Consider the following 23,717-nt stretch of genomic DNA (forward strand, 5'->3'; position numbering starts at 1 on the left):
TCTTATTGGGTAAGAGCGCTGGTGTCGAAGTTGAAAGCAACTTCCTTCCAGACATCGTATTTATCTTTCGGAAGCATCGTAAAAGGAGCTGCGCGACGAACCGCGCGAAGGGCGGCATCAGTAAGACTTTTCTGCGCACGCTCACTGCCACCGGTGACCTGCACATCAGGGTTGCCTACGATCTGCCCGTCTCTGGCTAGCTTTATGTGGATCATTAAACGCACGCTGCCGATGTCTTTCAGGCGGCTGTCGACAATGAATTGACGTTGGATCGCGCTTACCACCGCCTTAGTTTCAGCCACGCTGAGAACCAGCGAATTTGCGTTGCTGTTTCGGCGATTAGCCGTCTCGGCACTTGCATTGAAGGGAAATGCGAGGCCAAGGATCAACCCTGTCAGCACCGCGTATATCCCGAAAACCTTCGCGAAATGGAACAGGTTCTTCGACACTTAAATCCCCAAATCGCTGGCATCGAAGTTGAGAACCATCTCGTTCCAGCCGTTTTCTCCCTCATATTTGTCCGCCGGCAAATTTTTGAGAGGGGATGATTTCATGACAGCGCGGTAGACGCTGCTCTTGAGCGCTTGACGTGTTGAGTCTGGCCCGCCCGTCGCAATGACCTCTGGATCGCCAACAACGTTACCGGCCTGATCAAGCTGAACACGAACCTGAAGACGAACCTCGCTGGCGCCAGCCAATCCGGAAACAACCGTCCAGTTACCGGAGATTTGACCGCGCACAGCATCAATCTCGCTCTGACTAAGCGAAGTGCCGCCGTTGCTCTTCTTTGCGCCTAGCGATGCCTCTTGCGTCGAGCGTTTGGCGCCACCGGCGGAAGGGTCGGTCTTGTTCAGCAACGCCGAAATCTCGTCGGCATTGAAGTCGCTCTTCATCGAGGAAGCCGATTTCGCCACTTCCTGCTTCTTGTCAGCCTTCTTCTTGTCCGTCGGCGCTTCCGCGGCTTTCGGCTGGTCCGGGGTCTTCTCCGGCGGCTTTTCGGCCGGCTTCTGCTCCGGCGGCTTCACCTGCGGCTTGACGACAGGCGTCGGCACTTTGTCTGGCAATGCTTCCGCATCCGGCTTTGGCGGCTCTTCAGGCTTCGCCTGCTCTTCCGGCGGCTTCTCCACGGGCTTCGGCGGCGTCACGTCCACCGGCTTGGTCTGGGGAATGGAAGCAACCTCCTTCGGTTGCTCGACGTCAGTCTCTTCCTTGTTGACTTCCTTGACATCGTTCGGCTTGGGATCGATCTGCGGCTGAGGCTTGTCGCTCGAATTTGCAGCAGCAGCCTCGCTGTTACTCGGCTTTGCATTCGGAAGGGGCGGCGTCTTCAGATCGACATTGTTGTCACCGGCATTTTCCGCCGGCTGTGGGATCGGTGGCCGCGTCGTCGGCACGGGCGCGGAAGTCTCCTTCTTCGGAGCCTTCTTATCGCCCTGCTGCATCTGCGTGATGGATTCCACCGGCACGAGGTCGACCGGCATTGCCTCGAAATCCTCCACCTTGAAGGATTCCGGAGCGCCCAGCGACACCAGCGCCCAGGTAAGCACCAGCCCGTGCAGAACCGCAGATGTGACGACGCTGGTCTTCATCTTGAGCGTTACTGGTCCTTCTTCTGCTGCGTCACGAGGCCGATATTCTTGAAGCCCGCGCCCTGGATGCGGGCCATGACGTCAGCAATCACGCCATAAGGCGCAGTCGCATCGCCGCGCACGAAGATGCGCTCGTTGTAACCGGTGGTGGCGATCGCCTCGAGCTTCGCAGCGATTTCCTCAGCCGGGATCGGCGTTTCCTGCAGATAGACTTCGCCGCTGTTCTTGACCGAAATCGTGATCGGCTGCGTCTCGGAATTCAGTGCCTTGGCCTGCGTTTCCGGCAGATCGATCGGCACGCCGACCGTCATCATCGGGGCCGCCACCATGAAGATGATGAGCAGCACGAGCATGACGTCGACGAGCGGCGTCACGTTGATTTCGGAGATAACTCCCTTGTTGCGGCCACCGCGGCGGCGGCGTCCGCCGCCTCCTCCGCTATTGCCGCCTACAGCCATACCCATGGTCGTCTACTCCGTTACTGGGCCGCCTGGCGCGGCTGCAGCTTCTCGTCGATCTGGCGCGAAAGGATGGCGGAGAATTCGTCCGCAAAGCCTTCCATGCGACCCGAGAGCTTGCCGGCGTCGGCGGAGAACTTGTTGTAGGCGATAACCGCCGGGATAGCGGCGACGAGGCCGATGGCGGTTGCGAGGAGCGCTTCCGCGATACCGGGTGCCACGACGGCAAGGTTGGTGGACTTCGAACCGGCGATCGCCTGGAACGAGGTCATGATACCGACGACAGTACCAAACAGGCCGATGAAGGGACCAGCCGAACCAATCGTCGCAAGCGAGCCGAGGCGCGCCGAGAGATATTCGGATTCACGGGCGAGCGTCACGTCCATGGCGCGGTCGATACGCATTTGCAGACCGATCGGCGAACGCGCGCCGCGCTCGAAGGACTTCTTCCATTCGCGCATCGCCGCGACGAAGATCGCCGCCAGGCCCGTATTGTTGCGCTCGGAAAGCGTCCGGTAGAGTTCTTCCAGCGACTGGCCCGACCAGAAGACCTGCTCGAACTTGTCGAACTGGCGACGGGCACGGCCGTAAGCCAGGTATTTGTCGATGACGATAGCCCAGGTCCACACCGAAGCGGCGATAAGGCCGAGCATGACCAGCTTGACGACGATGCCGGCCTGCATGAAAAGCGACCAGAGGCTGACGTCGGTCGTGGCTGCTGCCAATCCTACTTGTTCCATAGATCCAAAATCCCCGAATCCAAACGCCCGGCGCTTGACCGGGCGGCACGAAGTGATCACGCAAGAATGTCTGGCGGCCGCCGCCCAAAGCCCTGGTCAAGCTTCCAAGCTCTTCATCCGCCTTCTTGCCGTCAAATTTGGTCAAAGGAAGGCGTGCGTCGCACAAACTCCGACTCCACGAGTAAGACACCATTATGGTTAATAGATCGTTAGTGCCAGACTATGACAGCAGGAATATCGCGGGAGATTTTGTTCCTGGATTAACTTGACCGGTACATTGTCCGGTTGCCGAACACAGCGCTATCTTGCAGCGCGGAAATTCCTTCACATAAAATTCAAGTTTTTACAAGCCCTCGATTCGGCCAGTTAGAGGCCGCAAAATCGCAGGCACGCATCGGTCTTTTCAGGTCTCGGGAATGAGCATCTGTCTGGCCAGCGCCTCCGGCAACCGGCGCGGCCGGCCCTTGGCGTTGATCACGGCAATGATGACCTTGGCGGCTATCAGCAGCGTGTCGTCACGACGGATTTCTTGGTTGAGCACCATCTTGGCACCGCCGGCTTTCTCGGTATGGGTCAGCACGGTCAGAATGTCATCCATGCGGGCGGGTGTCTTGAAGTCGATCTCCATCCGATGAACGACGAAAACGAGCCCTTCCTCATCGGCATTGACGAGTTCACGCTGCTCGACACCGAGACACCGCAGATAGTCAGTGCGACCGCGTTCGAGAAAATGGAGATAACGGGCGTGATAGACCAGACCGGAGAAATCCGTATCTTCGTAGTAGACCCGCTGGACGAGTCGATGACCCGCCTCGACGAGTTCGCCGGAAATAGAAAAGCCGTATTCCGCCATAATTTTCTCCAAACTTTCCGGCCCTCTTTGACGCAACATCTCTCGACAGGCAAGCATTGAACAATTGTCATATTTCCTAACTATCCCCGTTAGGAAGCAACCGATGAGGAGCCAGTGGAATGAAGATTGCGGTGATGGGCGGAGACGGTTTCATCGGTTGGCCAACCTCACTGCATCTCTCCGATGCCGGCCATGATGTTCACATCCTCGATAATCTCTCCCGCCGTTGGATCGATACGGAACTCGGTGTCCAGTCGCTGACCCCGATGGACTCGATACAAGAGCGCACGCGCATCTGGCATGCAGAAACCGGCCGCCGCATCCATTTCAATCTGATCGACCTCGCCCGCGACTATGAGCTGCTCAAGAAGTGGCTCGCGGAAAACCGACCGGACGCGATCATCCATTTCGCCGAACAGCGCGCCGCCCCCTACTCGATGAAAAGCGACCGCCACAAGAATTACACTGTTAACAACAATGTCAACGCCACGCACAATCTCCTGAATGCGTTGGTCGAGCTGCAGCTCGATGCGCATCTCGTCCACTTGGGCACCATGGGCGTCTATGGCTATTCGACAGTCGGCGCAGCCATTCCAGAAGGTTATCTCCCCGTCGGCATCGAAACGATGGATGGCGAAACGGCTTCCCAGGAAATTCTCTATCCGTCCAATCCCGGCTCGATCTACCACATGACGAAGTGCCTGGATCAGCTGCTTTTCCAGTTCTATGCCAAGAATGATGGTCTCAGGATCACGGATCTGCATCAAGGCATCGTCTGGGGCACGCATACCGAACAGACGCGCCGCCATCCGCAGCTCATCAACCGCTTCGATTATGATGGTGACTACGGCACCGTGCTGAACCGCTTCCTCATTCAGGCCGCCATCGGCTATCCGCTGACGGTCYACGGCACCGGAGGCCAGACGCGCGCCTTCATCCATATTCAGGATTCCGTGCGCTGCATCGAGCTGGCGCTGAAGAACCCGCCTGCCCGTGGCTCGCGGGTCGAGATCTTCAACCAGATGACCGAGACCCATCGTGTGCGCGATCTCGCCGAGATGATCGCCAGGATGAGCGGCTCCGAAATCGTCTGGTTGCCGAATCCGCGCAAGGAAGCTGCGGAGAATGATCTGGTCGTCAAGAACGACAAGTTTCTGGGCCTTGGCCTCAACCCGATCACCCTGCAGACCGGCCTGCTGGACGAGATCGTCGACGTCGCCAAGAAATTCGCCTACCGCGTCGACCGCTCCCGCGTCCCGGCCGTCTCCGCCTGGACGAAGGATATCGCCGCGACGATCAATCACGACCCGGAAGGCAAGCGGCTGAAGTCCGTATCATGAGGGGCGCTTTCTCCGCGAAGCAACGGCCCCGCAGGAGCGAAGCCGTTCAGGAAAGCACCCTGCATTCATGACTTCTGCACCTCACTTCGCTTATGTCAGTCTCGTCACCAACGCCGATTACGCCATGGGCGCGACAGCGCTGGCAAAGTCGCTGCGCCGCACTGGCACGGAAGCCGCAATCGTCATCCTGCATACGGGCGGTGTCGATGCGGCTGCCCTCTCATCGCTGGACGCTCTCGGCTGCCGGTTGATCGAAGTCGAGCATCTGCCGCTGTCGGATGCCTTCAACGAGCGCCATGCACGCGGCAATCTCCACGCCGCAGCGCCTTTCACCAAAGGCCGCAAGCCGGCCTTTCATTCGCCGCTCGACAATTTTTGCAAGCTGCGCCTCTGGCAGCTTGTCGAATACGAGCGCTGCGTCTTCATCGATGCCGACGCGATCGTGCTGAAGAACGTCGACAAGCTCTTCGCCTACCCGGAATTCTCCGCGGCGCCCAATGTCTATGAAAGCCTCGCCGACTTCCGTCGCATGAACTCAGGCGTCTTCGTCGCCCGTCCGTCAGAAGAGACATTCAGGAGAATGCTGGAGCTTCTGGATCAGCCCGAGATCTTTTGGCGGCGCACCGATCAGACCTTTCTCGAAACCTTCTTTCCCGATTGGCACGGCCTGCCGGTCTATTTCAACATGCTGCAATATGTCTGGTTCACCATGCCGGCCCTGTGGGATTGGAAGAGCATTTCGATCCTGCACTATCAGTATGAAAAACCTTGGGAAAAAGATCATCCGAAGGCGGCGGGGCTACAACCCTTGATCGATTTGTGGCATTGTTTCCATACTGACAGCCACGTGCCGGAGATTGCATCCCTGGCCAATCCGGATGAGGCGGCATGAAAGTACTGGTATCAGGCGGAACGGGCCTTGTCGGACGTTATATCGTCGAAGAGCTGCTTTCCGCTGGATATCAGGTGATTATCGGCGGACGACGCGCGCCGCTTCCCCCGGCCTTCTCCCGTCCGGTTGATTTTGCCCCGCTTACGCTCGATCCGGACGAAGATGATATCGGCGCCTTCGATGATGCCTATTTCTTCGTGCATGCCGCCTTCAGCCACCTCGACGGAAAATATCGCGGCGGCGAAGGCAATGACCCGAAGACATTTCGACGCCTGAACCTCGACGGCACCGTAAAGCTCTTCGAAGAGGCAAAGCGTGCGGGCACCCGCCGTTGCATCTTCATCTCCACCCGTGCGGCCTATGGCGAACATGCACCGGGTACCGAGCTTTTCGAGACCATGCCCGCCACGCCTGAAACTCTTTACGGACAGGTCAAGCTCGATGCGGAGCGGGCGCTCGCCCATCTCTCCGGCCCAGGCTTTACAGGAGCAAGCCTGCGGGCAACCGGCGTCTACGGTGATAATTCTCCAGGCAAATGGGATCGATTGATCGATGACTATCTGAGCGGCCGGCCGGTTTTACCGCGCGCGGGAACCGAAGTGCATGGTCGCGATCTCGGTCGTGCCGTGCGGCTGATGCTGGAAACAGAAAGCGCCCGGATCTCCGGGGAAGTTTTCAACGTCTCCGATATCGCCGCTGATACGAGGGATATTCTTTCACCGATCCGGCATCACGCCGACTGTCCATTCCCGCTGCCCGAGGCAGCGGACAAGGCAGGCCTTTGCGTCATGAATACGGACAAAATCCGCGCGCTCGGCTGGAAGCCCGGGGGCATGCCCCTTTTCGAGCAGACAATGCGGCAATTGGCCGAGAAACAAACGGTTCCGCGGCCCAGTTCCACGCAAGTCTGATCTGGCAAAGTGCGCCCCAAATGTAATCGGGGGTATATTATGCAGCTCGCAACCGTTTCGGCGTCCATTCTTCTGCGTGGCACCCAACCGGCACAATCCGGCGTTTCGTCCACGAGCGATGAGCCCGATGCCGGCGTATTGAAGATCCAGCGGCAGTCGCTGGCGCTGGAGCAGGCGCGTAATTCGCTGGCTAGCTCCGCCGACGATGCGAAAAGCCGCGCCCAGCGCAAGCTTGAGGAAGCCAAGCAGGAGCTTCAGGCGCTGAAAACGRCCGGCTTCCCGCCTGAAGTGATTGCGCGTCTTGCCGCTGAACTCGCGCGCAAGGTCGGCGCGGCAGCCTCCGAATTCGCCTCAGCCGTTGCAACCGGCGGCTCGTCCGCCCCAAGTGCTGCGACCGGCGCGGCAGCTACATCAGCTTCCGCCGCCACCACGACGGGCACCACCGCGAGTGCAACGGCCGGCGCTGTTGCAAGCGACGCAACGGCTTCTACCGAGACACCGCAAGATGCCGCGACGACCGCTGAAGCAGCCGAAGACGGCACGAACACTGCGGAAATGGATGGCGCTGCTCATGCCCGCAAAGCCTATCAGGAAACCGTCGATGACGGTCCGAAATCATCGACAATTTCCGCCGATGACCGCCAGACGATGGAAGAATTCAAATCCATCGTCCGCGAACTGAAACAGATCCTCGAAAAGGCCATGCGCGATCTGCGCGAGAAGAACCGCGATACTGCCGCCGAAGGTGCGATCGGAGCAGCGCAATCAGCCGTGACCGGCCTGTCGGCTGCGGTACCCACGGCGGCCATTCCTTCAAGCATCGTCGTCTAAGCCTTGGGCGCCGCCRTCTGAGGCAGAAAATGGATCGTTACCTGGTTGACGAGCAGCACAAGGCAGGCGGCAAAGACAGTTGCAAATAGCCGGTCCAGCAGTGCTGAGGTCGGCAGGGCATGATCGGCGGTTCCCATCGCCATCATCATCAGCGGCGTCATCACGATCGAATAAGCCAGATAATTCCTGACCCGCAGGAAGGGCCTGGCGCCGCCGAGCACGGCGACGACGAGCACATCAGCCCAGCTCGGCAAGGTTAGAAACGACAGCGACCCCGCGCAGCAGACACCGAAGATAACGCCGATCACTCTTTGCGTCGTCTTCAGCGGTAAACGTTCCGGCCGCCGCTCAATTAACAACACCAACGCCAGTGCCGCCCAGTGAACGTCATGATCGGAAAAGAACCGGTGGATGAGCGAAACGGCGCCCAGGCAGGAAACCAGCCGGACGGGATATTGCCAGCCTGCCGGCTCCCCCAAAGAGCGCCGTAACCTGTTGAATCTCTGTCTGACGGTTGGTTTGCGTTCATCTTCAACCTGCTCTACCGCATGACCGCGGACATGCGCGACGACCAGGGCCATAGCCAAGTGGAGGACAACAGCGAAAAGCGCCCCACCAATGACAATGGCAAAGATGAGCAACGGATCTGCTGTCGTGGTGGAGACGATGCCGCCAACCATCACGAGATAGAAGACATAGCGCATCGAAGCCGCGACCATCGCCCGATCGAACCCGCCGATGACGCCGGCAAGCCCCGAGATCAGCAACAGAGCGATCTGCCACGCCCCGCCCAACCGCGCGAGTGCACAGGCAAGCCCGGCTGCAAGCATCAAAACCAGCAATGCAGCCCCTGCGCTCGCAGCTTGCGTCCTCAGTCTGCCGTGCGCTACCGTTCCGCTCATCGCCATGCCACCGATCAGGCCGAGCCCCGTATGATGGCCTCTCGCGGCAAGCAGAGCCGGAACGGCCATGGCGAGCGCGGAAACGGTGATTTCGATCGCCGTCACTTCCTTTTCAGTCGACCAGCGAAAGGCTCCGGCAAAGTGATTGAGTGTCTTTTCCATCAACCGTCTCTCGAACCAGGGATTGGGCTCGAGCAATATAATACGCAGTGCGTACTATATGTCCAGTAGCAACGACACCCCCGCGACACTCATCCTGCGTTCGGTCCTGCTGCTCGGCCGCCGCCTGCGCGCCGCGCGGTCCGAAAGTCCGCACAGCCTGTCGACCATCGCAATTCTTGGCACTCTTCATCGGTTGGGACCTATGCCCGCCTGGCGTCTCGCGCTCGAGGAGCGCTTGCAACCGCAATCGGTCACCCGCATCATTGCCGCTCTTGAGCGTGACGGACTGATCAGCCGCATGCGGAGCGAAGCTGACCGCCGCGAGATCGAATTGTCGATCACCCCTCATGGCCGCAACATACTATCGGAGGACATAGGCATTCGCCGCGCCTGGCTGGAAAAAGCGATGGACGAACGCCTGACTTCGCAAGAGCGCAAGACGCTCATCGACGCATCGGAGATTATGCTGAAGCTCGCCTACGCCCATCCCGAGGACGAGGCGCAATCAGGCGAGGAATAGACCCTTTTCACCTGTCGCCACCAGCTGCAAGCAGTTATGTTCGCTGGATAACGAGACCGGATTTGAGATGACGCCCAGGGAATTGAAGGCTCAATTGCGCACCGAACGTCTGGCGGCCCGCGACGCCATTCCGAAGGATCTTCGCGCAGCCAAAAGCCTCGATATGGCAGCCCATGCCGGCGATGCGGTTGCTTTTGCCCGCGGCACCATCATCTCCGGTTTTCTGCCGATCCGTTCGGAAGCCGATCTGCAGCCGCTGATGGCACGGTGGCGCGGTCGTGGCGCCCGCCTCTGCGTGCCCGCAATCATCGACAGGCAGACCATTGTCTTTCGCGAGCTTGTCCACGGCGCGGCGTTGATCGGCACCGGCTTCGGCACAGTCGGGCCGGGCGAAGATGCTGCAACCCTCGACCCGGAAATCATGCTCGTACCACTGTCGGCCTTCGATTCCCGCGGCCACCGCATCGGCTACGGTGCCGGCCATTATGACCGTGCAATCGACCGTCTCAGGCAAAAAGACCTTTCCCCGAAGCTGATCGGCATTGCATTTGACTGCCAGGAAGTGGCAGAGGTACCCGCTGAGCCGCATGACATAAGCCTGGATGCCATCCTGACGGAAAGCGGCCTGCGCCATTTTACCTCACGGATTGGATAGGGAATGCGACTGCTATTTCTGGGTGACATGGTCGGCAAGACGGGACGCACGGCGGTCTGGGATCGTCTGCCCGGTCTGGTGTCCGACCTGAAGCTGGACTTCGTCATCGTCAACGGCGAAAACGCCGCTGGCGGCTTCGGCATCACCGAAGACATCTTTTTGGAAACGATCAATGCCGGCGCCGATGTGGTGACAACCGGCAATCACGTCTGGGACCAGAAGGATGCCGTTGCATTCGCGGGCCGCCATGACCAGTTCCTGCGTCCGGCGAACTACCCGCAGGGTACGCCCGGCCGCGGTTCCGGCCTTTTTTATGCGCGCAACGGCGCGCGCGTGCTCGTCGCCAACATCATGGGACGCGTCTTCATGCATCCCGAGCTTGACGATCCCTTCAAGGCGGCAGAAACGATCCTCGCTGCCTGCCCGCTGAAAGAGCAGGCCGACGCCATCATCTTCGATTTTCATGCGGAGGCGACAAGCGAAAAGCAGTGCTTCGGCCATTTCGTCGACGGCCGTGCCAGCTTCGTCGTCGGCACTCATACCCATGTGCCGACCGCCGACGCACAGATCCTGAACGGTGGCACTGCCTATATGTCTGATGCCGGAATGTGCGGCGATTACGACTCCTCGCTCGGCATGGACAAGGAAGAGCCGCTGAACCGCTTCATCTCCAAGATGCCGAAGGGCCGCATGGAAGCCGCCACTGGTCCCGCCACCATCTGCGGCGTCGGCGTGGAAATCTCGGACGCGACGGGGCTTGCGGAAAAGATCGCTCCGCTGCGCCTTGGTCCGCGGCTTGCCGAAACGATCCCCGAATTCTGGCGCTAGCGCCTCGCAACACGCAATTGTGAGCTTATCCCGTCTGGACCAGTGTGACAGCATGCCGCATCCTCTCGGCGTCGTGAAAGCGCCGGAGGGGTGGCATGAAGCCGCGTTGTCTTGTCCTCGCTATCGCATGTCTTGCAATTTTCACCGTGCCTAACCTTGCCGCAGCCCAGCAAGATCGAGGACCGGTCAGCCAGTGCCAGGCAATCGCTCAGAATATTCCCGAGGCCACTTTCGCGAGTTTCTCCGGCGTGGCGCCGGTAATCCATGCAGTTACCGAGGGTGAAGATGTCAAGTTCACCTATCTCGGCCATTCAACCTTCGAAATCGAGACTCCCGGCGGCATTGTCATCGCCACGGACTACAATGGTTGGTACAGGCCGGCCGTCACACCCGACATCGTCACCATGAACAAGGCGCACTCGACGCATTTCACCTTGACGCCGGATCCCGGCATCAAGCACGTGCTGCACGGGTGGAGCGACATCCCCGGCGAAAAAGCCAGGATCAGCCTCGTCGTCGGTGACGCCTATATCCGCAATGTGACGACGGATATCCGTTTCAGCTATGGGTTGGGCGGATCACAGCTGGACGGCAATTCGATCTTCATCTTCGAAATCGCCGGCCTCTGTATCGGCCACCTCGGCCATCTGCATTACGAACTGACCGATACTCACTATACGGAAATCGGCCGGCTCGACGTGGTCATGGTGCCGGTCGATGGTGGTCTGACCATGGGAGCCGATAGCATGAGCCGCGTCATCAAGCGGCTGCGCTCGTCGCTGATCCTGCCGATGCATCGTCGCGGCCCGCCGGTCAATGCCTTCATCTCGATGTTCGGCACGGGATTCGACGTCAATTACGCGCCCGACAACATCATTACAGTTTCGCTGCGCACGCTGCCGAAAAAGCCCCTGATCTACGTGATGAAGGACGTGCAGTAAAAAGGCCCGGATCGTGCTCGGGCCTTCCCCTTATCTCACGCAAATTGGAGATGCCGCTTGATGCCGACGTCAGGCATCTTCTCCTCGTCGAAATTGGCCTTGGCAATTTCCCAGCCGAATTTCAGCTTGCTGCCGGTCGAAACCCAGATCTCGGCATCATCGACATGCATGGACAGCATCGTCAGCTTCGGATCCTTCTTGCCCCCTTCATACCAGGCGGCCACGACGGAGTTCCAGAATTCCTCGATTTTCGCAGGATCGGGACGCACGTCGATGACCCCCGACAGGCAGGCATGATAATCGTGGTTCTTGCCGATGACGCAGAAATGCGCGCGGCTGCCCGGTTTGATCATCCGCACCAGTTCGGCATCCGTCTTGGTATAAAACCAGATCGTATTGGTGGTCGGATCAACGTTGGGTGCCATCGGCTGCATGTGCATGTCGACGCCTGAAAGGCCGAGCATGCCGGCGTGGATGTCGTTGATCTGATCCCAGAGCTGACGTGCCGGTTGTTCACGGGCTTCGCTGAAGCTTGCCATAGCCGTTCCTTTCCTGCTGGCGTTGTCGGTTGAAAACGTCATCTCCCCGGCTTTGTTCCGGCGCGAGCCGCACCGGCTTCGCCGGAGTGAAAGACTGCTTTTTCCTTGAATATCGCCCTTTCCGATCTTATAACGCGGCCCATTCCGAACAATGAGACGTGAACAGGGGTGCCATGGCTGGCCATTCACAGTTTAAAAACATCATGCACCGCAAGGGCCGTCAGGATTCCGTGCGGTCGAAAATGTTCTCCAAGCTCGCGCGCGAAATCACCGTTGCCGCCAAGGCCGGCCTGCCCGACCCGACAATGAACGCCCGCCTGCGCCTGGCGATCCAGAACGCCAAGGCCCAGTCGATGCCGAAGGACAATATCGATCGCGCCATCAAGAAGGCATCCGGCGCCGATACCGAGAACTATGACGAAGTCCGTTATGAGGGCTACGGCCCGGGCGGCACGGCGATCATCGTCGAGGCACTGACCGACAACCGCAACCGCACCGCCTCCAACGTTCGCTCGGTCTTCACCAAGGCCGGCGGCGCACTCGGCGAAACCGGGTCGGTTTCCTTCTCCTTCGATCATGTCGGCGAGATCACTTACAAGCTGTCCGCGGGCGATGCCGACAAGGTCATGGAAGCCGCAATCGAAGCCGGCGCCGACGATGTCGAGACGGACGAGGACGGCCATTACATCACGACCGGCTTCGAAGCCCTCGGCGAAGTCGCCAAGGCGCTAGAAGCCTCGCTCGGTGAAGCCGAGACTGTAAAGGCCATCTGGCGCGCCCAGAACAATGTGCCAGTCGATGAAGAAAGGGCCCAGTCCCTTCTGAAGCTCATCGACTCGCTGGAAGATGACGATGACGTGCAGAATGTCTACTCGAACTTCGAAGTCTCGGAAGAAGTTCTGGCCAAGCTCTCAGCTTAAGGCCATCCAGGATATGGAATCGAAAACCCGGCCATTCCGCCGGGTTTTTGTTTGCAAGGATGCCCTGGCGTCTAGGCTGCGGCCCGCATGAAATTGCCGAGCCCGGCAAAGAGCTCCACCGATTTCAAACGCGCCTCAATATCATGGATCGGCATGGAGATGATGACCTCGTCCGCTTGCGTTTCCTTGAGGAATTCATTGAGCTGGGCCTCTGCCGTGGCTGGCGAGCCGACGACGGCGTAGCGCAATGTGTGTTCCACATTCATCTTTTCCATCGGCGACCAGAAGGCGTCCATGTCTTTGACCGGCCGCGGGAAAGGACCACGCACATTGCGCCTGAGATTGACGAATTGCTGCTGCGCAGAGGTGAAGTGGTACCGCGCTTCCTCGTCCGTCTCGGAAACAGCGCCCATGACGCCGACCATCACATAGGGCTTGTCGAGTTCCGACGAGGGCTGGAACCGGTCGCGATAGATCGCGATGGCATCAAGAAGCATGTCAGGCGCAAAATGCGAAGCAAAGGCGAAAGGGAGGCCTAGCATGGCCGCGAGCTGGGCGCTGTAGAGGCTGGAGCCGAGCAGCCAGATCGGGATGTGTGAATCGTTGCCAGGCACGGCAAGGATCGCCTGGTTTTCGATCGGTGTACCGAGAAGCTGCTGTAGCTCCACGACATCATTGGGAAAACTGTTTGCACCGGCGTCGAGGTTGCGCCGCAGCGCCTGCGCCGTGCGCATGTCCGTTCCCGGCGCGCGGCCGAGGCCGAGATCAACGCGGCCGGGAAACAACGCTTCCAGCGTACCGAACTGTTCGGCAATGACGAGCGGCGCATGGTTCGGCAGCATGACGCCGCCTGAACCGATGCGAATGGTCTTCGTCACAGCACCGATCTGCCCGAGAATGACCGAGGTTGCAGCACTCGCGACGCCGGGCATGCCGTGATGTTCGGCCATCCAGAAGCGCGTATAGCCGAAGTCCTCCGCCTTCTGTGCCATGCGCTTCGACGCCGCAAAGGATTGGCCGATGGTCGTGCCGTCTGCCACGGGGGAAAGATCGAGAATGGAAAAGGGAACCATGGAAACCTGCCGCGCAAAGATGGGGTGCGGTCTATGTAGGTTCGCCGTGGCTCTATTCCAAATCGCAGCGCCAATAAAAGCTGCCGCGAAAACTATCCGTCATTCGCCGAAAGCCGGAGAGAATTTCAGCGCACCTGATGGTGGCGATCCACTGAAGACGATCCGCTGGACGTAGCGCGTATCAAGATCGCCATAGGTCAACCTTCCATCGCTCTCGAAACCGACACCCCGATAGACTGCAGGATTGCCGATCAGCGCGCAGCCTGCTGCATGACGCTCTCTCAGGAGATCGAGCCCTTTCAGGATCAACTCTCTGCCAATCCCCTGCCGCTGCCGCTCCGGCTTTACCGAAATCGGCCCGAGCCCATACCATCCGTCCTTGATGTCACCGATTGTGATCGGCGAGACGGCGACGTGGCCGATGATCTGCCCGCCTTCTTCGGCGACGAGAGATAATGTGAGATCACCCGATGCACGAAGATCCCGGATGATTTGCGCTTCGGTATTATTGCTGTAGGGCATCGGTTCGAACGCCACCCAGGTCAGCTCATGAATGGCATCCGCATCCTCGAGTTTTTCAAGCCGGATCAGCATGGTACGATCAGGCCCGCTTGCGCTGCAGATGCGTGTCGGTGCCGTGCTGCTGATATCCTTCGCCAAGCGTAAAGTTGCCGAGCTGGCGGTCCATCTCCACGGCCTCGGTTGCCAGGCGATGGATTGCAGCCGTTGTTTCCTCGACCATCGCCGCATTCTGCTGGGTCATGGAATCGAGCTCGGCGACCGAACTGTTGATCTGCCGTAGGGTATCGGCCTCTTCACGGGTGGATTCCATGATTTCGTTGATCTGGCCGTCGATGGATTCGACATGACCACCGATGCCCGCGAGCGCAACGCCGGCCCTCTCGACGAGCGCCACGCCGCTTTCAACCTCATGCGTGGATTTCTGCAACAGGCTGGAGATTTCCTTGGCAGCGCTCGAAGAGCGTTGCGCCAACTCGCGTACTTCCATGGCGACGACCGCAAAACCCTTGCCGCTTTCGCCGGCGCGTGCCGCCTCGACTCCGGCATTCAGTGCCAGCAGATTGGTCTGGAAGGCGATATCGTCGATGACGGAAATGATGGTGTTGATCTGCCGTGAAGACGCCTGGATCGCTTCCATCGCCGCAATCGTCTCGCGCATGATCTGGCTGGAGCCGACCGTCTCCTTCTTGGCATCGCGGGCGATGCGCGCCGCCTGCTCGGCGCGCTCGATCTGCACGCGCACAGACTGTGTGATGGCGCTGATCGCGTTTGCCGTCTCGGTGATCGAGCCTGCCTGGCGCTCCGTGCGACCGGCCAGCTCATCGGCCCCGGTGCGCATCTCTTCGGAGCCGGCTCGGACGGCCATGGAATTGCCGCCGATCGCCGTCATCGTTTCGTTGAGCGTCGCCAGCGCCTCGTTGAAGTTCACGCGCAGGCTTTCGAGCTCGCTCGGGAAGCGGGTTTCGATCTGGTAGGCGAGATCGCCGCTTGCCAGATGATGAAGCCCCTCGTCGAGTGCCGTGACGACATCCTGCAGACTGCGGGCCTCCGCCTCGCGCTGGGCCAGATTCTGTTGGCGCTCGCTTTCGGCCCGCATGCGCGTTTGCTCGCTCGCAGCTTCGAGCTGGCGGCCTTCGATCAGCGACTGCTTGAAACGAGCAAGCGCCTTCGCCATCGTGCCGATCTCGTCCTTGCGGCTCTGGCTGCCAATCTCGACTTCGAGCTTGCCGTCAGCGACCTCGCTGGTCACGCCGGCAAGACGGGCAAGTGGTGAGAACAGCAAGTTGGTGATGAGCCCCGTGGCAATAGCCATGACAACGAGAACGCCGATGCCGATCCAGGTCAGCAGCGTGGCGATCTCGATCGAGCCAGCGTTCAATTCGCTGAGCAGCACGCTTTCGACGACGAGGAAACGATCGCCGCGATAGTCGACGCCGCGCACATAGGCGCGTGCTGTTCCATCGGTGCGATCGAAGTCTGCGACTGTCATAACCGAGCTCGCAAGCGCATCCTTGATGAAGGTGAACGGCGCGGTATCGAGCGTCGCTAGCCGGCCGGATGCATTGAGACCAACGGCCGAACCGTCAGCCGAAATGATCGCCGCCTGCGCCGTACTGCCTGACACGATACCCTTCGCGAGGATGCCAGTGACGACATCGTCGCGTACCTTGAAGAGCATCAATCCCTTCGCCTGGCCGAGCTTGACGATCGGCACCGCATAGAAGATCGCCGACTTGCCGCTTACTGCGTCGACGCGCAGACCGGAGAAGGCCGTCGGCGCAGAATCATCGGTGGCCTTTGCGGTATTCTCGATCGCCCTGGCATAGGCGATACCTGCACCGGTCGACTTCCAGGCATCCGACTTCAGGTTTTCCGCAAAATCGTCATTCTTCTTGTAGGAATAGAGCACAGTACCATCGAGATCGACGATCAGGAGGTCGCTGAACGCCGTGTCGGCGAGATCGCGCGCCACTTCGCTCTGCGTCTTTTCATGGTTCGAATAATAGAAACCGCTCGGCCCCTCCGGCTTGGTAAGCCTTTCGCGCTGGTCGGCCGGGTTCGGGTTGTTGGTGATAAAGACTTTCTTCAGCTCCCCGCGGGCATCGCCCGAGCTTTTCTCGATCGTCTTCCAGCCGCTCTTCAGGCTAGTGATCGCCATCTGCAGCGCTTCGATGCGCGCAATGGAGGTCGCCTGGTTCTCGAGCTGCACAAGCTGATCCTGCAGCATATCGCCGCGGAAAATCAGTACGCTCTCCTTGGCCTTCAGCGCCTGCTCGTCGGAAACGCGGCTGCTGGCGAAATAGGCGAGGATATTGATCACAGCGACCGAAAGCGTGGTCAGCAGGATGAAGGTGGCTATCACCTTGAAGGACAGGGACTGAAATCTCTGAGCCATGAAAAAGAACCCTTCCGGAACGGCGCCGCCGGCGGGTGTATCGTCGAGATATCACCCGCCGGTTGAACTGCAAACAGACCATCGGAGGCCTTAAGCTTTGCAAAAGTCGGCCCCTCTCACATTTGATGGATCAGAATTCGTGCATCCGGTTTAATTCGCGGTAAATGCCGCCTGAAAACACGCCATGTTTTCGCTTTGTTCACATATCGATGGCACTTATTCAGCCGTCGCTATAGGGTGAGCCATGCAAAACACGATTCGCATCATCGGTATTGATCCCGGTCTTCGCCGCACCGGATGGGGCATCATCGATACGCTCGGCAATTCGCTGCGCTTCGTTGCCTCGGGAACCGTCACCTCGGATGGCGACATGGACCTGGCTTCGCGGCTCTGCCAGCTGCATGATGGGCTTGCCGACGTTGTCCATTCCTACAAGCCGGAAGAGGCTGCCGTCGAACAGACCTTCGTCAACAAGGACGCCGTCGCCACGCTGAAGCTCGGCCAGGCACGTGGCATCGCCATGCTGGTGCCGGCCCGTGCCGGTCTGCCGGTGTCGGAATATGCGCCGAACGCCGTCAAGAAGACCGTCATCGGCGTCGGTCACGGCGAGAAGCAGCAGATCCACATGATGCTGAAGATCTTGATGCCGAAGGCCGAATTCAAGGGCAATGACGCCGCCGACGCATTGGCGATTGCGATCTGCCATGCTCATCACCGCGGTGCAAACCGCATGCGCCAGGCGGTCGCCAGCGCTTCTGCAACTCATCCCTGACGGAACAAGATCATGATCGGCAAGCTGAAGGGCACCATAGACGAGATCGGCGATGACTATGTGCTCGTCGATGTGCACGGCGTCTGTTACGTCGCCTTTTGCTCGGCACGCACGCTCTCGAAACTCGGCTCCGTCGGAGAGGCCTGCGTGCTTTTTATCGAGACCTATGTACGTGAAGATCAGTTGAAGCTCTTCGGCTTCCAGACCCAGCTCGAACGCGAATGGTTCAACCTGCTCCAGAGCGTGCAGGGCGTCGGCGCGAAAGTGGCGCTCGCCGTACTTTCGACGCTCACGCCGCCAGAGCTTGCCAATGCCATAGCCCTGCAGGACAAGACCGCCGTTTCGCGTGCTCAGGGCGTCGGACCCAAGGTCGCGATCCGCATCGTCACCGAACTCAAGAACAAGGCGCCCGCCTTTGCCGGCGAGGCGATCAATATCGGTCTCAAGCAGGAGATCGGCGAAGGCGTGGCCGCAGCCCCCGTTGCCGATGCCGTTTCGGCCCTGACCAATCTTGGCTATTCCCGTGATCAGGCAGCCAATGCGGTTGCCGCCGCCATGAAGACGGCCGGAGAGGATGCCGATAGCGCCAAGCTGATCCGCCTCGGCCTGCGGGAACTCTCCCGCTGATGGCCTCGCGGGGTGTCAATGCGGGCCGCTTGGTGTATGGACTTGAGCAAGCTTCTAACGGAAATACTCAATGACTGATGCCCGCCTGATAGCGCCGGAAAAGCGTGGCGAAGACCTGGATACAACGCTGCGTCCGCAGTCTCTGGACGAGTTTACCGGCCAGGCGGAGGCACGCGCCAATCTCAAGATCTTCATCGAAGCGGCCAAAAACCGCGGCGAAGCGCTGGACCATGTTCTCTTCGTCGGCCCGCCCGGCCTCGGCAAGACGACACTGGCGCAGATCATGGCGAAGGAACTCGGCGTCAATTTCCGCTCGACCTCCGGCCCGGTTATCGCCAAGGCCGGCGACCTCGCCGCATTGCTGACCAATCTCGAAGAGCGTGACGTGCTCTTCATCGACGAAATCCATCGCCTCAACCCCGCGGTCGAGGAAATCCTTTATCCCGCGATGGAAGATTTCCAGCTCGACCTCATCATCGGCGAAGGCCCCGCCGCCCGCTCGGTCAAGATCGACCTGTCGAAATTCACGCTCGTTGCCGCCACCACTCGCCTTGGTCTGCTGACGACACCGCTGCGCGACCGTTTCGGCATACCTGTGCGTCTCTCCTTCTATACGGTGGAGGAGCTGGAACTGATTGTCCGCCGCGGCGCCCGTCTGATGGGCCTTGGCATGACCGATGACGGCGCCCGCGAAATCGCAAGGCGTGCGCGCGGGACACCGCGCATCGCCGGCCGCCTGCTCCGCCGCGTGCGCGACTTTGCCGAAGTCGCAGGGGCCGAAGCTGTCACCCGCGAGATCGCCGATGAGGCACTGACCCGCCTGCTGGTCGACAATATGGGTCTCGACCAGCTCGACAAGCGCTACCTCAACATGATCGCCGTCAATTTCGGCGGCGGCCCGGTCGGCATCGAAACCATTGCGGCCGGTCTCTCCGAGCCGCGTGATGCGATCGAGGACATCATCGAGCCCTACATGATCCAACAGGGTTTCATACAGCGCACGCCGCGTGGCCGCGTTCTGACCGCAATCGCGTGGAAACATCTCGGCATGCAGCCGCCAAAGGACATGGAGGCTGCGCAATTCGGGCTGTTCCGGGAGGACAATTGATTGATCAGCCGGCGCGGCTTTCTCAAACTGATGGGTGGCGGCGTCGCCAGCCTCATGGCACTCGGCGGATATGCATTCGCCTATGAACCGCTGGCCCGGCCGGCGATTTCCCGTTATACGCTTACCCCGCCAGGATGGACGCCGGGCCTAAAGCTGCGGCTCGTCGCGCTTGCCGATCTCCATGCCTGCGAACCCTGGATGTCTGCCGCCCGCATCGCGTCGATTTGCGCCCATGCTAACGAGCTTGGCGGCGATATCACGCTCCTGCTCGGTGACTACGCGGCTGGCATGAACATGGTGACGCGCTACGTCCATTCCAGTGAGTGGTCGAAGGCGCTGGCTACGCTCAAGGCCCCGCTCGGCGTGCATGCGATCATGGGCAACCACGATTGGTGGGAAGACAGGACCGCGCAGAAGAATGGCGGAGGCGATACGTTCGGACATAGAGCACTGGCCGACGCAGGCATCCCCGTCTACAGCAATCGTGCCGCCAGGCTGGAAAAGGAAGGGCACGCCTTCTGGCTGGCGGGTCTGGAGGATCAACTGGCGCTCCTGCCTGGCAGGAAATGGGGCCGCAGCCGGATGCAGGGGCTCGACGATCTCGACGGAACGCTCGCACAGATTTCCGACAACGCGCCCGTTATCCTGCTGGCCCACGAGCCCGACATATTTCCACGTGTGCCCGACCGGGTATCGCTCACTCTGTCTGGCCACACGCATGGAGGGCAGATCCGTCTTCTTGGTTATTCACCGGTCGTGCCCTCACGTTACGGCGATCGTTATGCCTATGGCCATATTGTGGAGGATGGTCGAAACATCATCGTTTCCGGCGGGCTCGGCTGCTCCGTTGCGCCGGTGCGCTTCGGCATTCCGCCGGAGATAGTGGTCATTGACCTCGGATAATATCATGGCCAAGAGAACTGTCGTTCGCCTCAATGCAGGCAGCCAGCGCTTCAACTACCGGATCGCCGGGCTCGGATTTCGCGATGGACACGTCCTTGTCCATCGCGCCGTTCACGAACCTTTCTGGACCTTTCCCGGCGGCCGCGCCGAGATCGGAGAAACCTCTGAGGAAACGCTGAAGCGGGAGATGATGGAGGAACTCGGCGTCGAAGTGACCGTCGGTCGTCTCCTCTGGACCGTCGAGAATTTCTTCCATTACGAGGGCCGTGACTGGCATGAGCTCGGATTCTACTATCTCATGGAAATCCCGCGGGAATTTCCCTTCCGTACGCATGAGATTATTCATCGGGTGGAGGATGGCGACAATCATCTGGAATTCAAATGGGTGCCCGCAACGTTCCAAGGTCTGACCGCGCTCGATATTCCGCCCTATTTCATCGCGGGCGAGATCGAAAACCTGCCCGCCTCGCCTCGTCATCTGGTGTGGCGCGACGGCGATCTCGATGACAAGGATTAGAGCACTTCGTGTTTTCGGAAAACCGGAAGCGCTTCAAGGAGGAGATGCGATGTCGAGTTTCGACCCCTGCCGCATGTTTCGAAAGCTCGCCTACAACAATGCCCTGGCAAACAGCCGGCTTCTTGCCGCCTGCGCGACCCTTGAACCCGGCGAATTCGAAGCCACGCGCACAAGCTTTTTCCCGTCGATCAAATCGACGCTGAACCACACGCTCACAGTCGACTGGTTCTATGTCGATGGGCTGGAAGGGGGAACCCTCGGCCTTCGCGCCTTCGACATTGAAGAACCCTTCGATGACCTGCCATCGCTCTCCACAGAGCAGGCGAAGGTCGACCGGCGCCTTGTTGCAATCTGCGAAGGGTTGACACCCGAGAGGCTTGCCTCGACGGTGGAGCTTCAGCGCGACGGACGCGTTCAGCGAGAACGCATGGAGGATGTGCTGAGCCACCTCTTTCAACATCAGACGCACCATCGCGGACAGGTACATGCCATGCTGGCAGGCAGCAGCGTCGCTCCGCCGCAGCTCGACGAATTCATCGTCGACGACGACGCGAGGTTCCGGGGCGGCGAAGTTGCCGCCCTCGGCTGGAGTGAACAGATGCTGATGCGTTAGCCCTTGAGGCGCGCCTTCAGGCCATCGATGATCGTCTTGGTCAGAAGATCGTAATTTTCGTCAAAATGGTGATCGCCAGGCAGTTCGATCACCTCGCCGCCGACATCCTTGACAGCCGGGCAGGCCACGTCGTCGTCGTCATCCTTGCCGTAGATGCATTGGACGAGTTTCGGATTGGCGCCCTTGAGATCCTTGATGGGATCGCCGCCGGCCCCTTCTGTCTTCTGACCGAGCCAGCCCATGACGGAAATGACGTAATCGACCTGGTGCGACAGAGACAGAAGCGAAATCTGCGCTACCGCCCTCTTCTCCTCGGGTTTCAGAAGCTGATAAGTGGCTGGCACGATATCCGCGCCGAAGGAATAGCCGATCAGCAGGACGTGCTTGACCTTCCATTGCTTGCGGTAGAATTCGATGATGCGCGAGAGATCGTCGGCCGTTTCCTGCGGTTTGCGCTCCGTCCAGAAATAGCGCAGCGAGTCGATGCCGACGACGGGAATCCCCTCCTTCTGCAGCATGCCCCCGACTTCCTTGTCGATGTCACGCCAACCGCCGTCGCCGGAATAGATAACGGCCATCGTATCAAGGTTCGGCTTGGCCTCGAGAACCGCAAGTGGCAGGCCGAGCGGATTGTCGAAGGCACCCGAAGCCGTCACCAGATCATCGAGCGTATCGGCAAAGACGGTTTGTGCATCGTCAGTGGAGTCACGGATTTCGATCGCATCATGCGCCTTTTTCAGATCCTCCACATGAGCACGGCCATCCTTGTCGGCAGCAGGCGTGAACGTGGCGATGATCGGATCCGGCAGGCTACCATCGGTCAGTCCATAGACGCTGCGATCACCGACGACCTTTTTCTGGGCCGGTGTGCAGAGTTCCTTGCTCAACGGAATGCCGGCATGCGGGTCGACGACAAATGTCTGGCCGATCGTTGCATCGGGCGTCTGTGCGGCAATGGCGAGCGCCAGCGCACCGCCCTCGCCAATGCCGGCGACGATCGGCAGGTGATAGGGGCTGTTGCCTGCGGCGCGTTGTACCTGCTGGCTAAGCGATTCAATATCGGAAACCGTGTAGATGCAGCCGTCGTTAAGGCTGACGTCATAGCGGTTCAGCGCTTCCATATAGGACGGGAAATCGACGCCGATGACGACGGAACCCTGCGAAACCAGACGGTCTGCCTCAGTCTTTTCACTGTTACCCCAGCCGGCGGCATCGGAAATCAGAAAGACCGCGCCCTTTACCTCGCCCTGCGGCAGGAAGATGTGCGGCGAAGGAATAAGCCCCGTCTCGAAGCTCTGGGTGGTCTCGTCCGCAGCATAAGACGGTGCGGCCGCGAACATGCTGACGCATGCCGCAGCAAACAGGTATTTTTTCATCATTTTCTCACTACCCCTTTCAATCCGCCGCCAATCAGCAATGTCGCATCCATCAATGCGATCATCGGATTGCCCCCTCCGGACACCGCAAGATAGCGCGGTTGCCAGTGCGGATGAAACTTGGATTTGAAGGCACGAAGCCCCTTGAAGTTGTAGAAGCGCTCGCCGTGTTCGAAGACCGTACCGCCGATACGGTCCCAGACAGGCGCTACCTCCCGTTTCGACATGCCGGAGAGAGGCGCCATGCCAAGGTTAAAATGCGTAAAGCCCTGAGCGCGCAGATACTCCATGATCTGCACGAACAGGAAGTCCATTGCCCCTTTCGGCGCATCGGGCGAGAAGCGCATCAGGTCGATCGTGCCCTCCTCTCTCGCCGCGGTGACCAGGATATTGGCAAAGGCAACGATTCGGCCGTCCTTCTTGAGAACGCCGACCGGTTGAGACATCACATAATCAGGATCGAAGGCACCGAGCGAGAAACCTTTCTCCTTGGCATTGTGGTGTTCGAGCCACGCGTTGGAAACGGCCGACAGATCGTCGATGACGGCAGGGATATCAACTGGCTCAATAACGGCGAATTCCAGCCCGTCGCGCTGGGCGCGGCTTGCGGTCTGGCGCAGGTTCGCCCATTTGCCGCCCTTCATTTCGAAGGTGCGCAGATCAGCAACCGCCAGTTCACCCAGCTTGAAGGCGCGCAAGCCGGCATCGGCGCAATGCGAAAGCAGCGCCG

The 23,717-nt window shown here is 59.7% G+C and carries 27 protein-coding genes; 15 read left to right on the plus strand and 12 right to left on the minus strand.

Annotated features, from left to right (window positions below):
- Window positions 1-2: 2 nt before the first annotated feature.
- The 5 genes from AC1DF8_RS32185 to ybgC all read right to left on the minus strand — a co-directional run bounded on the left by AC1DF8_RS32185 (window position 3) and on the right by ybgC (window position 3,640).
- Window positions 3-449: an energy transducer TonB gene (locus tag AC1DF8_RS32185; protein ID WP_112972066.1), complete on the minus strand. Its 447-nt coding sequence runs from the start codon at window positions 447-449 to the stop codon at window positions 3-5.
- Complete coding sequence (locus AC1DF8_RS32190; protein ID WP_112972065.1) at window positions 450-1,589, minus strand: hypothetical protein; 1,140 nt, start codon at window positions 1,587-1,589, stop codon at window positions 450-452.
- Window positions 1,590-1,597: 8 nt separating this feature from the next.
- Window positions 1,598-2,053 carry a protein TolR gene (gene tolR, locus AC1DF8_RS32195; RefSeq protein WP_007827059.1) on the minus strand — a complete coding sequence of 152 codons (456 nt, stop codon included), beginning with the start codon at window positions 2,051-2,053 and terminating at the stop codon, window positions 1,598-1,600.
- A gap of 14 nt (window positions 2,054-2,067) precedes the next feature.
- On the minus strand, window positions 2,068-2,787 hold the full coding sequence (gene tolQ / locus AC1DF8_RS32200) for a protein TolQ (RefSeq protein ID WP_029868707.1): 720 nt from the start codon (window positions 2,785-2,787) through the stop codon (window positions 2,068-2,070).
- A gap of 403 nt (window positions 2,788-3,190) precedes the next feature.
- Window positions 3,191-3,640 (minus strand): tol-pal system-associated acyl-CoA thioesterase, encoded by a 450-nt coding sequence (gene ybgC / locus AC1DF8_RS32205; RefSeq protein WP_478156682.1) that lies wholly within the window; start codon window positions 3,638-3,640, stop codon window positions 3,191-3,193.
- Window positions 3,641-3,759: 119 nt separating this feature from the next.
- On the opposite strand from ybgC, the gene AC1DF8_RS32210 reads away from it, so the two are divergent.
- The 4 genes from AC1DF8_RS32210 to AC1DF8_RS32225 all read left to right on the plus strand — a co-directional run bounded on the left by AC1DF8_RS32210 (window position 3,760) and on the right by AC1DF8_RS32225 (window position 7,614).
- Window positions 3,760-4,980: an NAD-dependent epimerase/dehydratase family protein gene (locus AC1DF8_RS32210; protein ID WP_478156684.1), complete on the plus strand. Its 1,221-nt coding sequence runs from the start codon at window positions 3,760-3,762 to the stop codon at window positions 4,978-4,980.
- Window positions 4,981-5,047: 67 nt separating this feature from the next.
- Window positions 5,048-5,872, plus strand: coding sequence for a glycosyltransferase (locus AC1DF8_RS32215; protein ID WP_113212013.1), 825 nt, complete (start codon window positions 5,048-5,050; stop codon window positions 5,870-5,872).
- Window positions 5,869-6,783: an NAD-dependent epimerase/dehydratase family protein gene (locus AC1DF8_RS32220; protein WP_478156686.1), complete on the plus strand. Its 915-nt coding sequence runs from the start codon at window positions 5,869-5,871 to the stop codon at window positions 6,781-6,783. The genes AC1DF8_RS32215 and AC1DF8_RS32220 overlap by 4 nt, the downstream gene beginning before the upstream one ends.
- 39 nt (window positions 6,784-6,822) lie before the next feature.
- A complete protein-coding gene (locus tag AC1DF8_RS32225) occupies window positions 6,823-7,614 on the plus strand; it encodes a hypothetical protein (RefSeq protein WP_478156688.1) in 792 nt (263 codons plus the stop codon).
- Here the strand turns inward: AC1DF8_RS32225 and AC1DF8_RS32230 are convergent.
- Window positions 7,611-8,678: an FUSC family protein gene (locus AC1DF8_RS32230; protein WP_478156690.1), complete on the minus strand. Its 1,068-nt coding sequence runs from the start codon at window positions 8,676-8,678 to the stop codon at window positions 7,611-7,613. The two genes, AC1DF8_RS32225 and AC1DF8_RS32230, sit on opposite strands and share 4 nt — an antisense overlap.
- Window positions 8,679-8,736: 58 nt before the next feature.
- Here AC1DF8_RS32230 and AC1DF8_RS32235 point away from each other — a divergent pair, with 58 nt between their 5' ends.
- From AC1DF8_RS32235 to AC1DF8_RS32250, 4 genes are all read left to right on the plus strand, one after another.
- Window positions 8,737-9,198 (plus strand): MarR family transcriptional regulator, encoded by a 462-nt coding sequence (locus AC1DF8_RS32235; RefSeq protein ID WP_113148273.1) that lies wholly within the window; start codon window positions 8,737-8,739, stop codon window positions 9,196-9,198.
- Window positions 9,199-9,265: 67 nt separating this feature from the next.
- Window positions 9,266-9,853: a 5-formyltetrahydrofolate cyclo-ligase gene (locus AC1DF8_RS32240; RefSeq protein ID WP_113017203.1), complete on the plus strand. Its 588-nt coding sequence runs from the start codon at window positions 9,266-9,268 to the stop codon at window positions 9,851-9,853.
- Window positions 9,854-9,856: 3 nt separating this feature from the next.
- Window positions 9,857-10,681, plus strand: a complete 825-nt coding sequence (locus AC1DF8_RS32245; RefSeq protein WP_007827096.1) for a TIGR00282 family metallophosphoesterase — start codon at window positions 9,857-9,859, stop codon at window positions 10,679-10,681.
- A 95-nt stretch (window positions 10,682-10,776) separates the two neighbouring features.
- A complete protein-coding gene (locus AC1DF8_RS32250) occupies window positions 10,777-11,622 on the plus strand; it encodes an MBL fold metallo-hydrolase (protein ID WP_478156692.1) in 846 nt (281 codons plus the stop codon).
- A 35-nt stretch (window positions 11,623-11,657) separates the two neighbouring features.
- On the opposite strand, the gene AC1DF8_RS32255 is transcribed toward AC1DF8_RS32250, so the two are convergent.
- On the minus strand, window positions 11,658-12,161 hold the full coding sequence (locus AC1DF8_RS32255) for a pyridoxamine 5'-phosphate oxidase family protein (protein ID WP_112972058.1): 504 nt from the start codon (window positions 12,159-12,161) through the stop codon (window positions 11,658-11,660).
- 173 nt (window positions 12,162-12,334) lie between these two features.
- Here AC1DF8_RS32255 and AC1DF8_RS32260 point away from each other — a divergent pair, with 173 nt between their 5' ends.
- Complete coding sequence (locus AC1DF8_RS32260) at window positions 12,335-13,081, plus strand: YebC/PmpR family DNA-binding transcriptional regulator (RefSeq protein ID WP_112546081.1); 747 nt, start codon at window positions 12,335-12,337, stop codon at window positions 13,079-13,081.
- Window positions 13,082-13,152: 71 nt separating this feature from the next.
- On the opposite strand, the gene AC1DF8_RS32265 is transcribed toward AC1DF8_RS32260, so the two are convergent.
- The 3 genes from AC1DF8_RS32265 to AC1DF8_RS32275 all read right to left on the minus strand — a co-directional run bounded on the left by AC1DF8_RS32265 (window position 13,153) and on the right by AC1DF8_RS32275 (window position 17,071).
- The gene (locus AC1DF8_RS32265; RefSeq protein WP_113209395.1) at window positions 13,153-14,154 is read right to left on the minus strand and encodes an LLM class flavin-dependent oxidoreductase; all 1,002 of its coding nucleotides are present in this window, start codon (window positions 14,152-14,154) and stop codon (window positions 13,153-13,155) included.
- Window positions 14,155-14,253: 99 nt separating this feature from the next.
- On the minus strand, window positions 14,254-14,748 hold the full coding sequence (locus AC1DF8_RS32270) for a GNAT family N-acetyltransferase (protein WP_478156695.1): 495 nt from the start codon (window positions 14,746-14,748) through the stop codon (window positions 14,254-14,256).
- A 7-nt stretch (window positions 14,749-14,755) separates the two neighbouring features.
- The gene (locus AC1DF8_RS32275; protein WP_478156697.1) at window positions 14,756-17,071 is read right to left on the minus strand and encodes a methyl-accepting chemotaxis protein; all 2,316 of its coding nucleotides are present in this window, start codon (window positions 17,069-17,071) and stop codon (window positions 14,756-14,758) included.
- A gap of 244 nt (window positions 17,072-17,315) precedes the next feature.
- Here AC1DF8_RS32275 and ruvC point away from each other — a divergent pair, with 244 nt between their 5' ends.
- From ruvC to AC1DF8_RS32305, 6 genes are all read left to right on the plus strand, one after another.
- Entirely contained in the window at window positions 17,316-17,843 is a 528-nt protein-coding gene (ruvC, locus tag AC1DF8_RS32280) for a crossover junction endodeoxyribonuclease RuvC (RefSeq protein WP_112546085.1), read from the plus strand.
- A gap of 12 nt (window positions 17,844-17,855) precedes the next feature.
- The gene (ruvA, locus tag AC1DF8_RS32285; RefSeq protein ID WP_037103812.1) at window positions 17,856-18,470 is read left to right on the plus strand and encodes a Holliday junction branch migration protein RuvA; all 615 of its coding nucleotides are present in this window, start codon (window positions 17,856-17,858) and stop codon (window positions 18,468-18,470) included.
- A gap of 70 nt (window positions 18,471-18,540) precedes the next feature.
- Window positions 18,541-19,578 carry a Holliday junction branch migration DNA helicase RuvB gene (gene ruvB / locus AC1DF8_RS32290; protein ID WP_478156700.1) on the plus strand — a complete coding sequence of 346 codons (1,038 nt, stop codon included), beginning with the start codon at window positions 18,541-18,543 and terminating at the stop codon, window positions 19,576-19,578.
- The gene (locus tag AC1DF8_RS32295; protein ID WP_113212023.1) at window positions 19,579-20,481 is read left to right on the plus strand and encodes a metallophosphoesterase; all 903 of its coding nucleotides are present in this window, start codon (window positions 19,579-19,581) and stop codon (window positions 20,479-20,481) included.
- 4 nt (window positions 20,482-20,485) lie between these two features.
- Complete coding sequence (locus AC1DF8_RS32300) at window positions 20,486-20,998, plus strand: NUDIX hydrolase (RefSeq protein WP_112546088.1); 513 nt, start codon at window positions 20,486-20,488, stop codon at window positions 20,996-20,998.
- A gap of 49 nt (window positions 20,999-21,047) precedes the next feature.
- A complete protein-coding gene (locus tag AC1DF8_RS32305) occupies window positions 21,048-21,611 on the plus strand; it encodes a DinB family protein (RefSeq protein ID WP_113204176.1) in 564 nt (187 codons plus the stop codon).
- Here AC1DF8_RS32305 and AC1DF8_RS32310 read toward each other — a convergent pair.
- Together AC1DF8_RS32310 and AC1DF8_RS32315 are read right to left on the minus strand one after the other, a co-directional pair.
- Window positions 21,608-22,990, minus strand: coding sequence for a virulence factor family protein (locus AC1DF8_RS32310; RefSeq protein ID WP_478156703.1), 1,383 nt, complete (start codon window positions 22,988-22,990; stop codon window positions 21,608-21,610). The genes AC1DF8_RS32305 and AC1DF8_RS32310 overlap by 4 nt on opposite strands.
- The coding region (locus AC1DF8_RS32315) for a phosphatidylglycerol lysyltransferase domain-containing protein (RefSeq protein ID WP_478156705.1) at window positions 22,987-23,717 on the minus strand (731 nt) is incomplete at its 5' end. The genes AC1DF8_RS32310 and AC1DF8_RS32315, both read right to left, overlap by 4 nt.

This window comes from Rhizobium sp. 05N49 (genome assembly GCF_056396805.1).

Coding starts and splice junctions, on each gene's coding strand:
- ruvC (WP_112546085.1), top strand. CDS start 17,316: ATGCAAAACACGATTCGCATCATCGGTATTGATCCCGGTCTTCGCCGC.
- AC1DF8_RS32215 (WP_113212013.1), top strand. CDS start 5,048: ATGACTTCTGCACCTCACTTCGCTTATGTCAGTCTCGTCACCAACGCC.
- AC1DF8_RS32300 (WP_112546088.1), top strand. CDS start 20,486: ATGGCCAAGAGAACTGTCGTTCGCCTCAATGCAGGCAGCCAGCGCTTC.
- AC1DF8_RS32255 (WP_112972058.1), bottom strand. CDS start 12,161: ATGGCAAGCTTCAGCGAAGCCCGTGAACAACCGGCACGTCAGCTCTGG.
- tolQ (WP_029868707.1), bottom strand. CDS start 2,787: ATGGAACAAGTAGGATTGGCAGCAGCCACGACCGACGTCAGCCTCTGG.
- AC1DF8_RS32270 (WP_478156695.1), bottom strand. CDS start 14,748: ATGCTGATCCGGCTTGAAAAACTCGAGGATGCGGATGCCATTCATGAG.
- AC1DF8_RS32305 (WP_113204176.1), top strand. CDS start 21,048: ATGTCGAGTTTCGACCCCTGCCGCATGTTTCGAAAGCTCGCCTACAAC.
- AC1DF8_RS32190 (WP_112972065.1), bottom strand. CDS start 1,589: ATGAAGACCAGCGTCGTCACATCTGCGGTTCTGCACGGGCTGGTGCTT.
- AC1DF8_RS32220 (WP_478156686.1), top strand. CDS start 5,869: ATGAAAGTACTGGTATCAGGCGGAACGGGCCTTGTCGGACGTTATATC.
- AC1DF8_RS32265 (WP_113209395.1), bottom strand. CDS start 14,154: ATGGTTCCCTTTTCCATTCTCGATCTTTCCCCCGTGGCAGACGGCACG.
- ybgC (WP_478156682.1), bottom strand. CDS start 3,640: ATGGCGGAATACGGCTTTTCTATTTCCGGCGAACTCGTCGAGGCGGGT.
- ruvB (WP_478156700.1), top strand. CDS start 18,541: ATGACTGATGCCCGCCTGATAGCGCCGGAAAAGCGTGGCGAAGACCTG.
- AC1DF8_RS32245 (WP_007827096.1), top strand. CDS start 9,857: ATGCGACTGCTATTTCTGGGTGACATGGTCGGCAAGACGGGACGCACG.
- AC1DF8_RS32310 (WP_478156703.1), bottom strand. CDS start 22,990: ATGATGAAAAAATACCTGTTTGCTGCGGCATGCGTCAGCATGTTCGCG.
- AC1DF8_RS32240 (WP_113017203.1), top strand. CDS start 9,266: ATGACGCCCAGGGAATTGAAGGCTCAATTGCGCACCGAACGTCTGGCG.
- AC1DF8_RS32275 (WP_478156697.1), bottom strand. CDS start 17,071: ATGGCTCAGAGATTTCAGTCCCTGTCCTTCAAGGTGATAGCCACCTTC.
- tolR (WP_007827059.1), bottom strand. CDS start 2,053: ATGGGTATGGCTGTAGGCGGCAATAGCGGAGGAGGCGGCGGACGCCGC.
- AC1DF8_RS32235 (WP_113148273.1), top strand. CDS start 8,737: ATGTCCAGTAGCAACGACACCCCCGCGACACTCATCCTGCGTTCGGTC.
- AC1DF8_RS32260 (WP_112546081.1), top strand. CDS start 12,335: ATGGCTGGCCATTCACAGTTTAAAAACATCATGCACCGCAAGGGCCGT.
- ruvA (WP_037103812.1), top strand. CDS start 17,856: ATGATCGGCAAGCTGAAGGGCACCATAGACGAGATCGGCGATGACTAT.
- AC1DF8_RS32250 (WP_478156692.1), top strand. CDS start 10,777: ATGAAGCCGCGTTGTCTTGTCCTCGCTATCGCATGTCTTGCAATTTTC.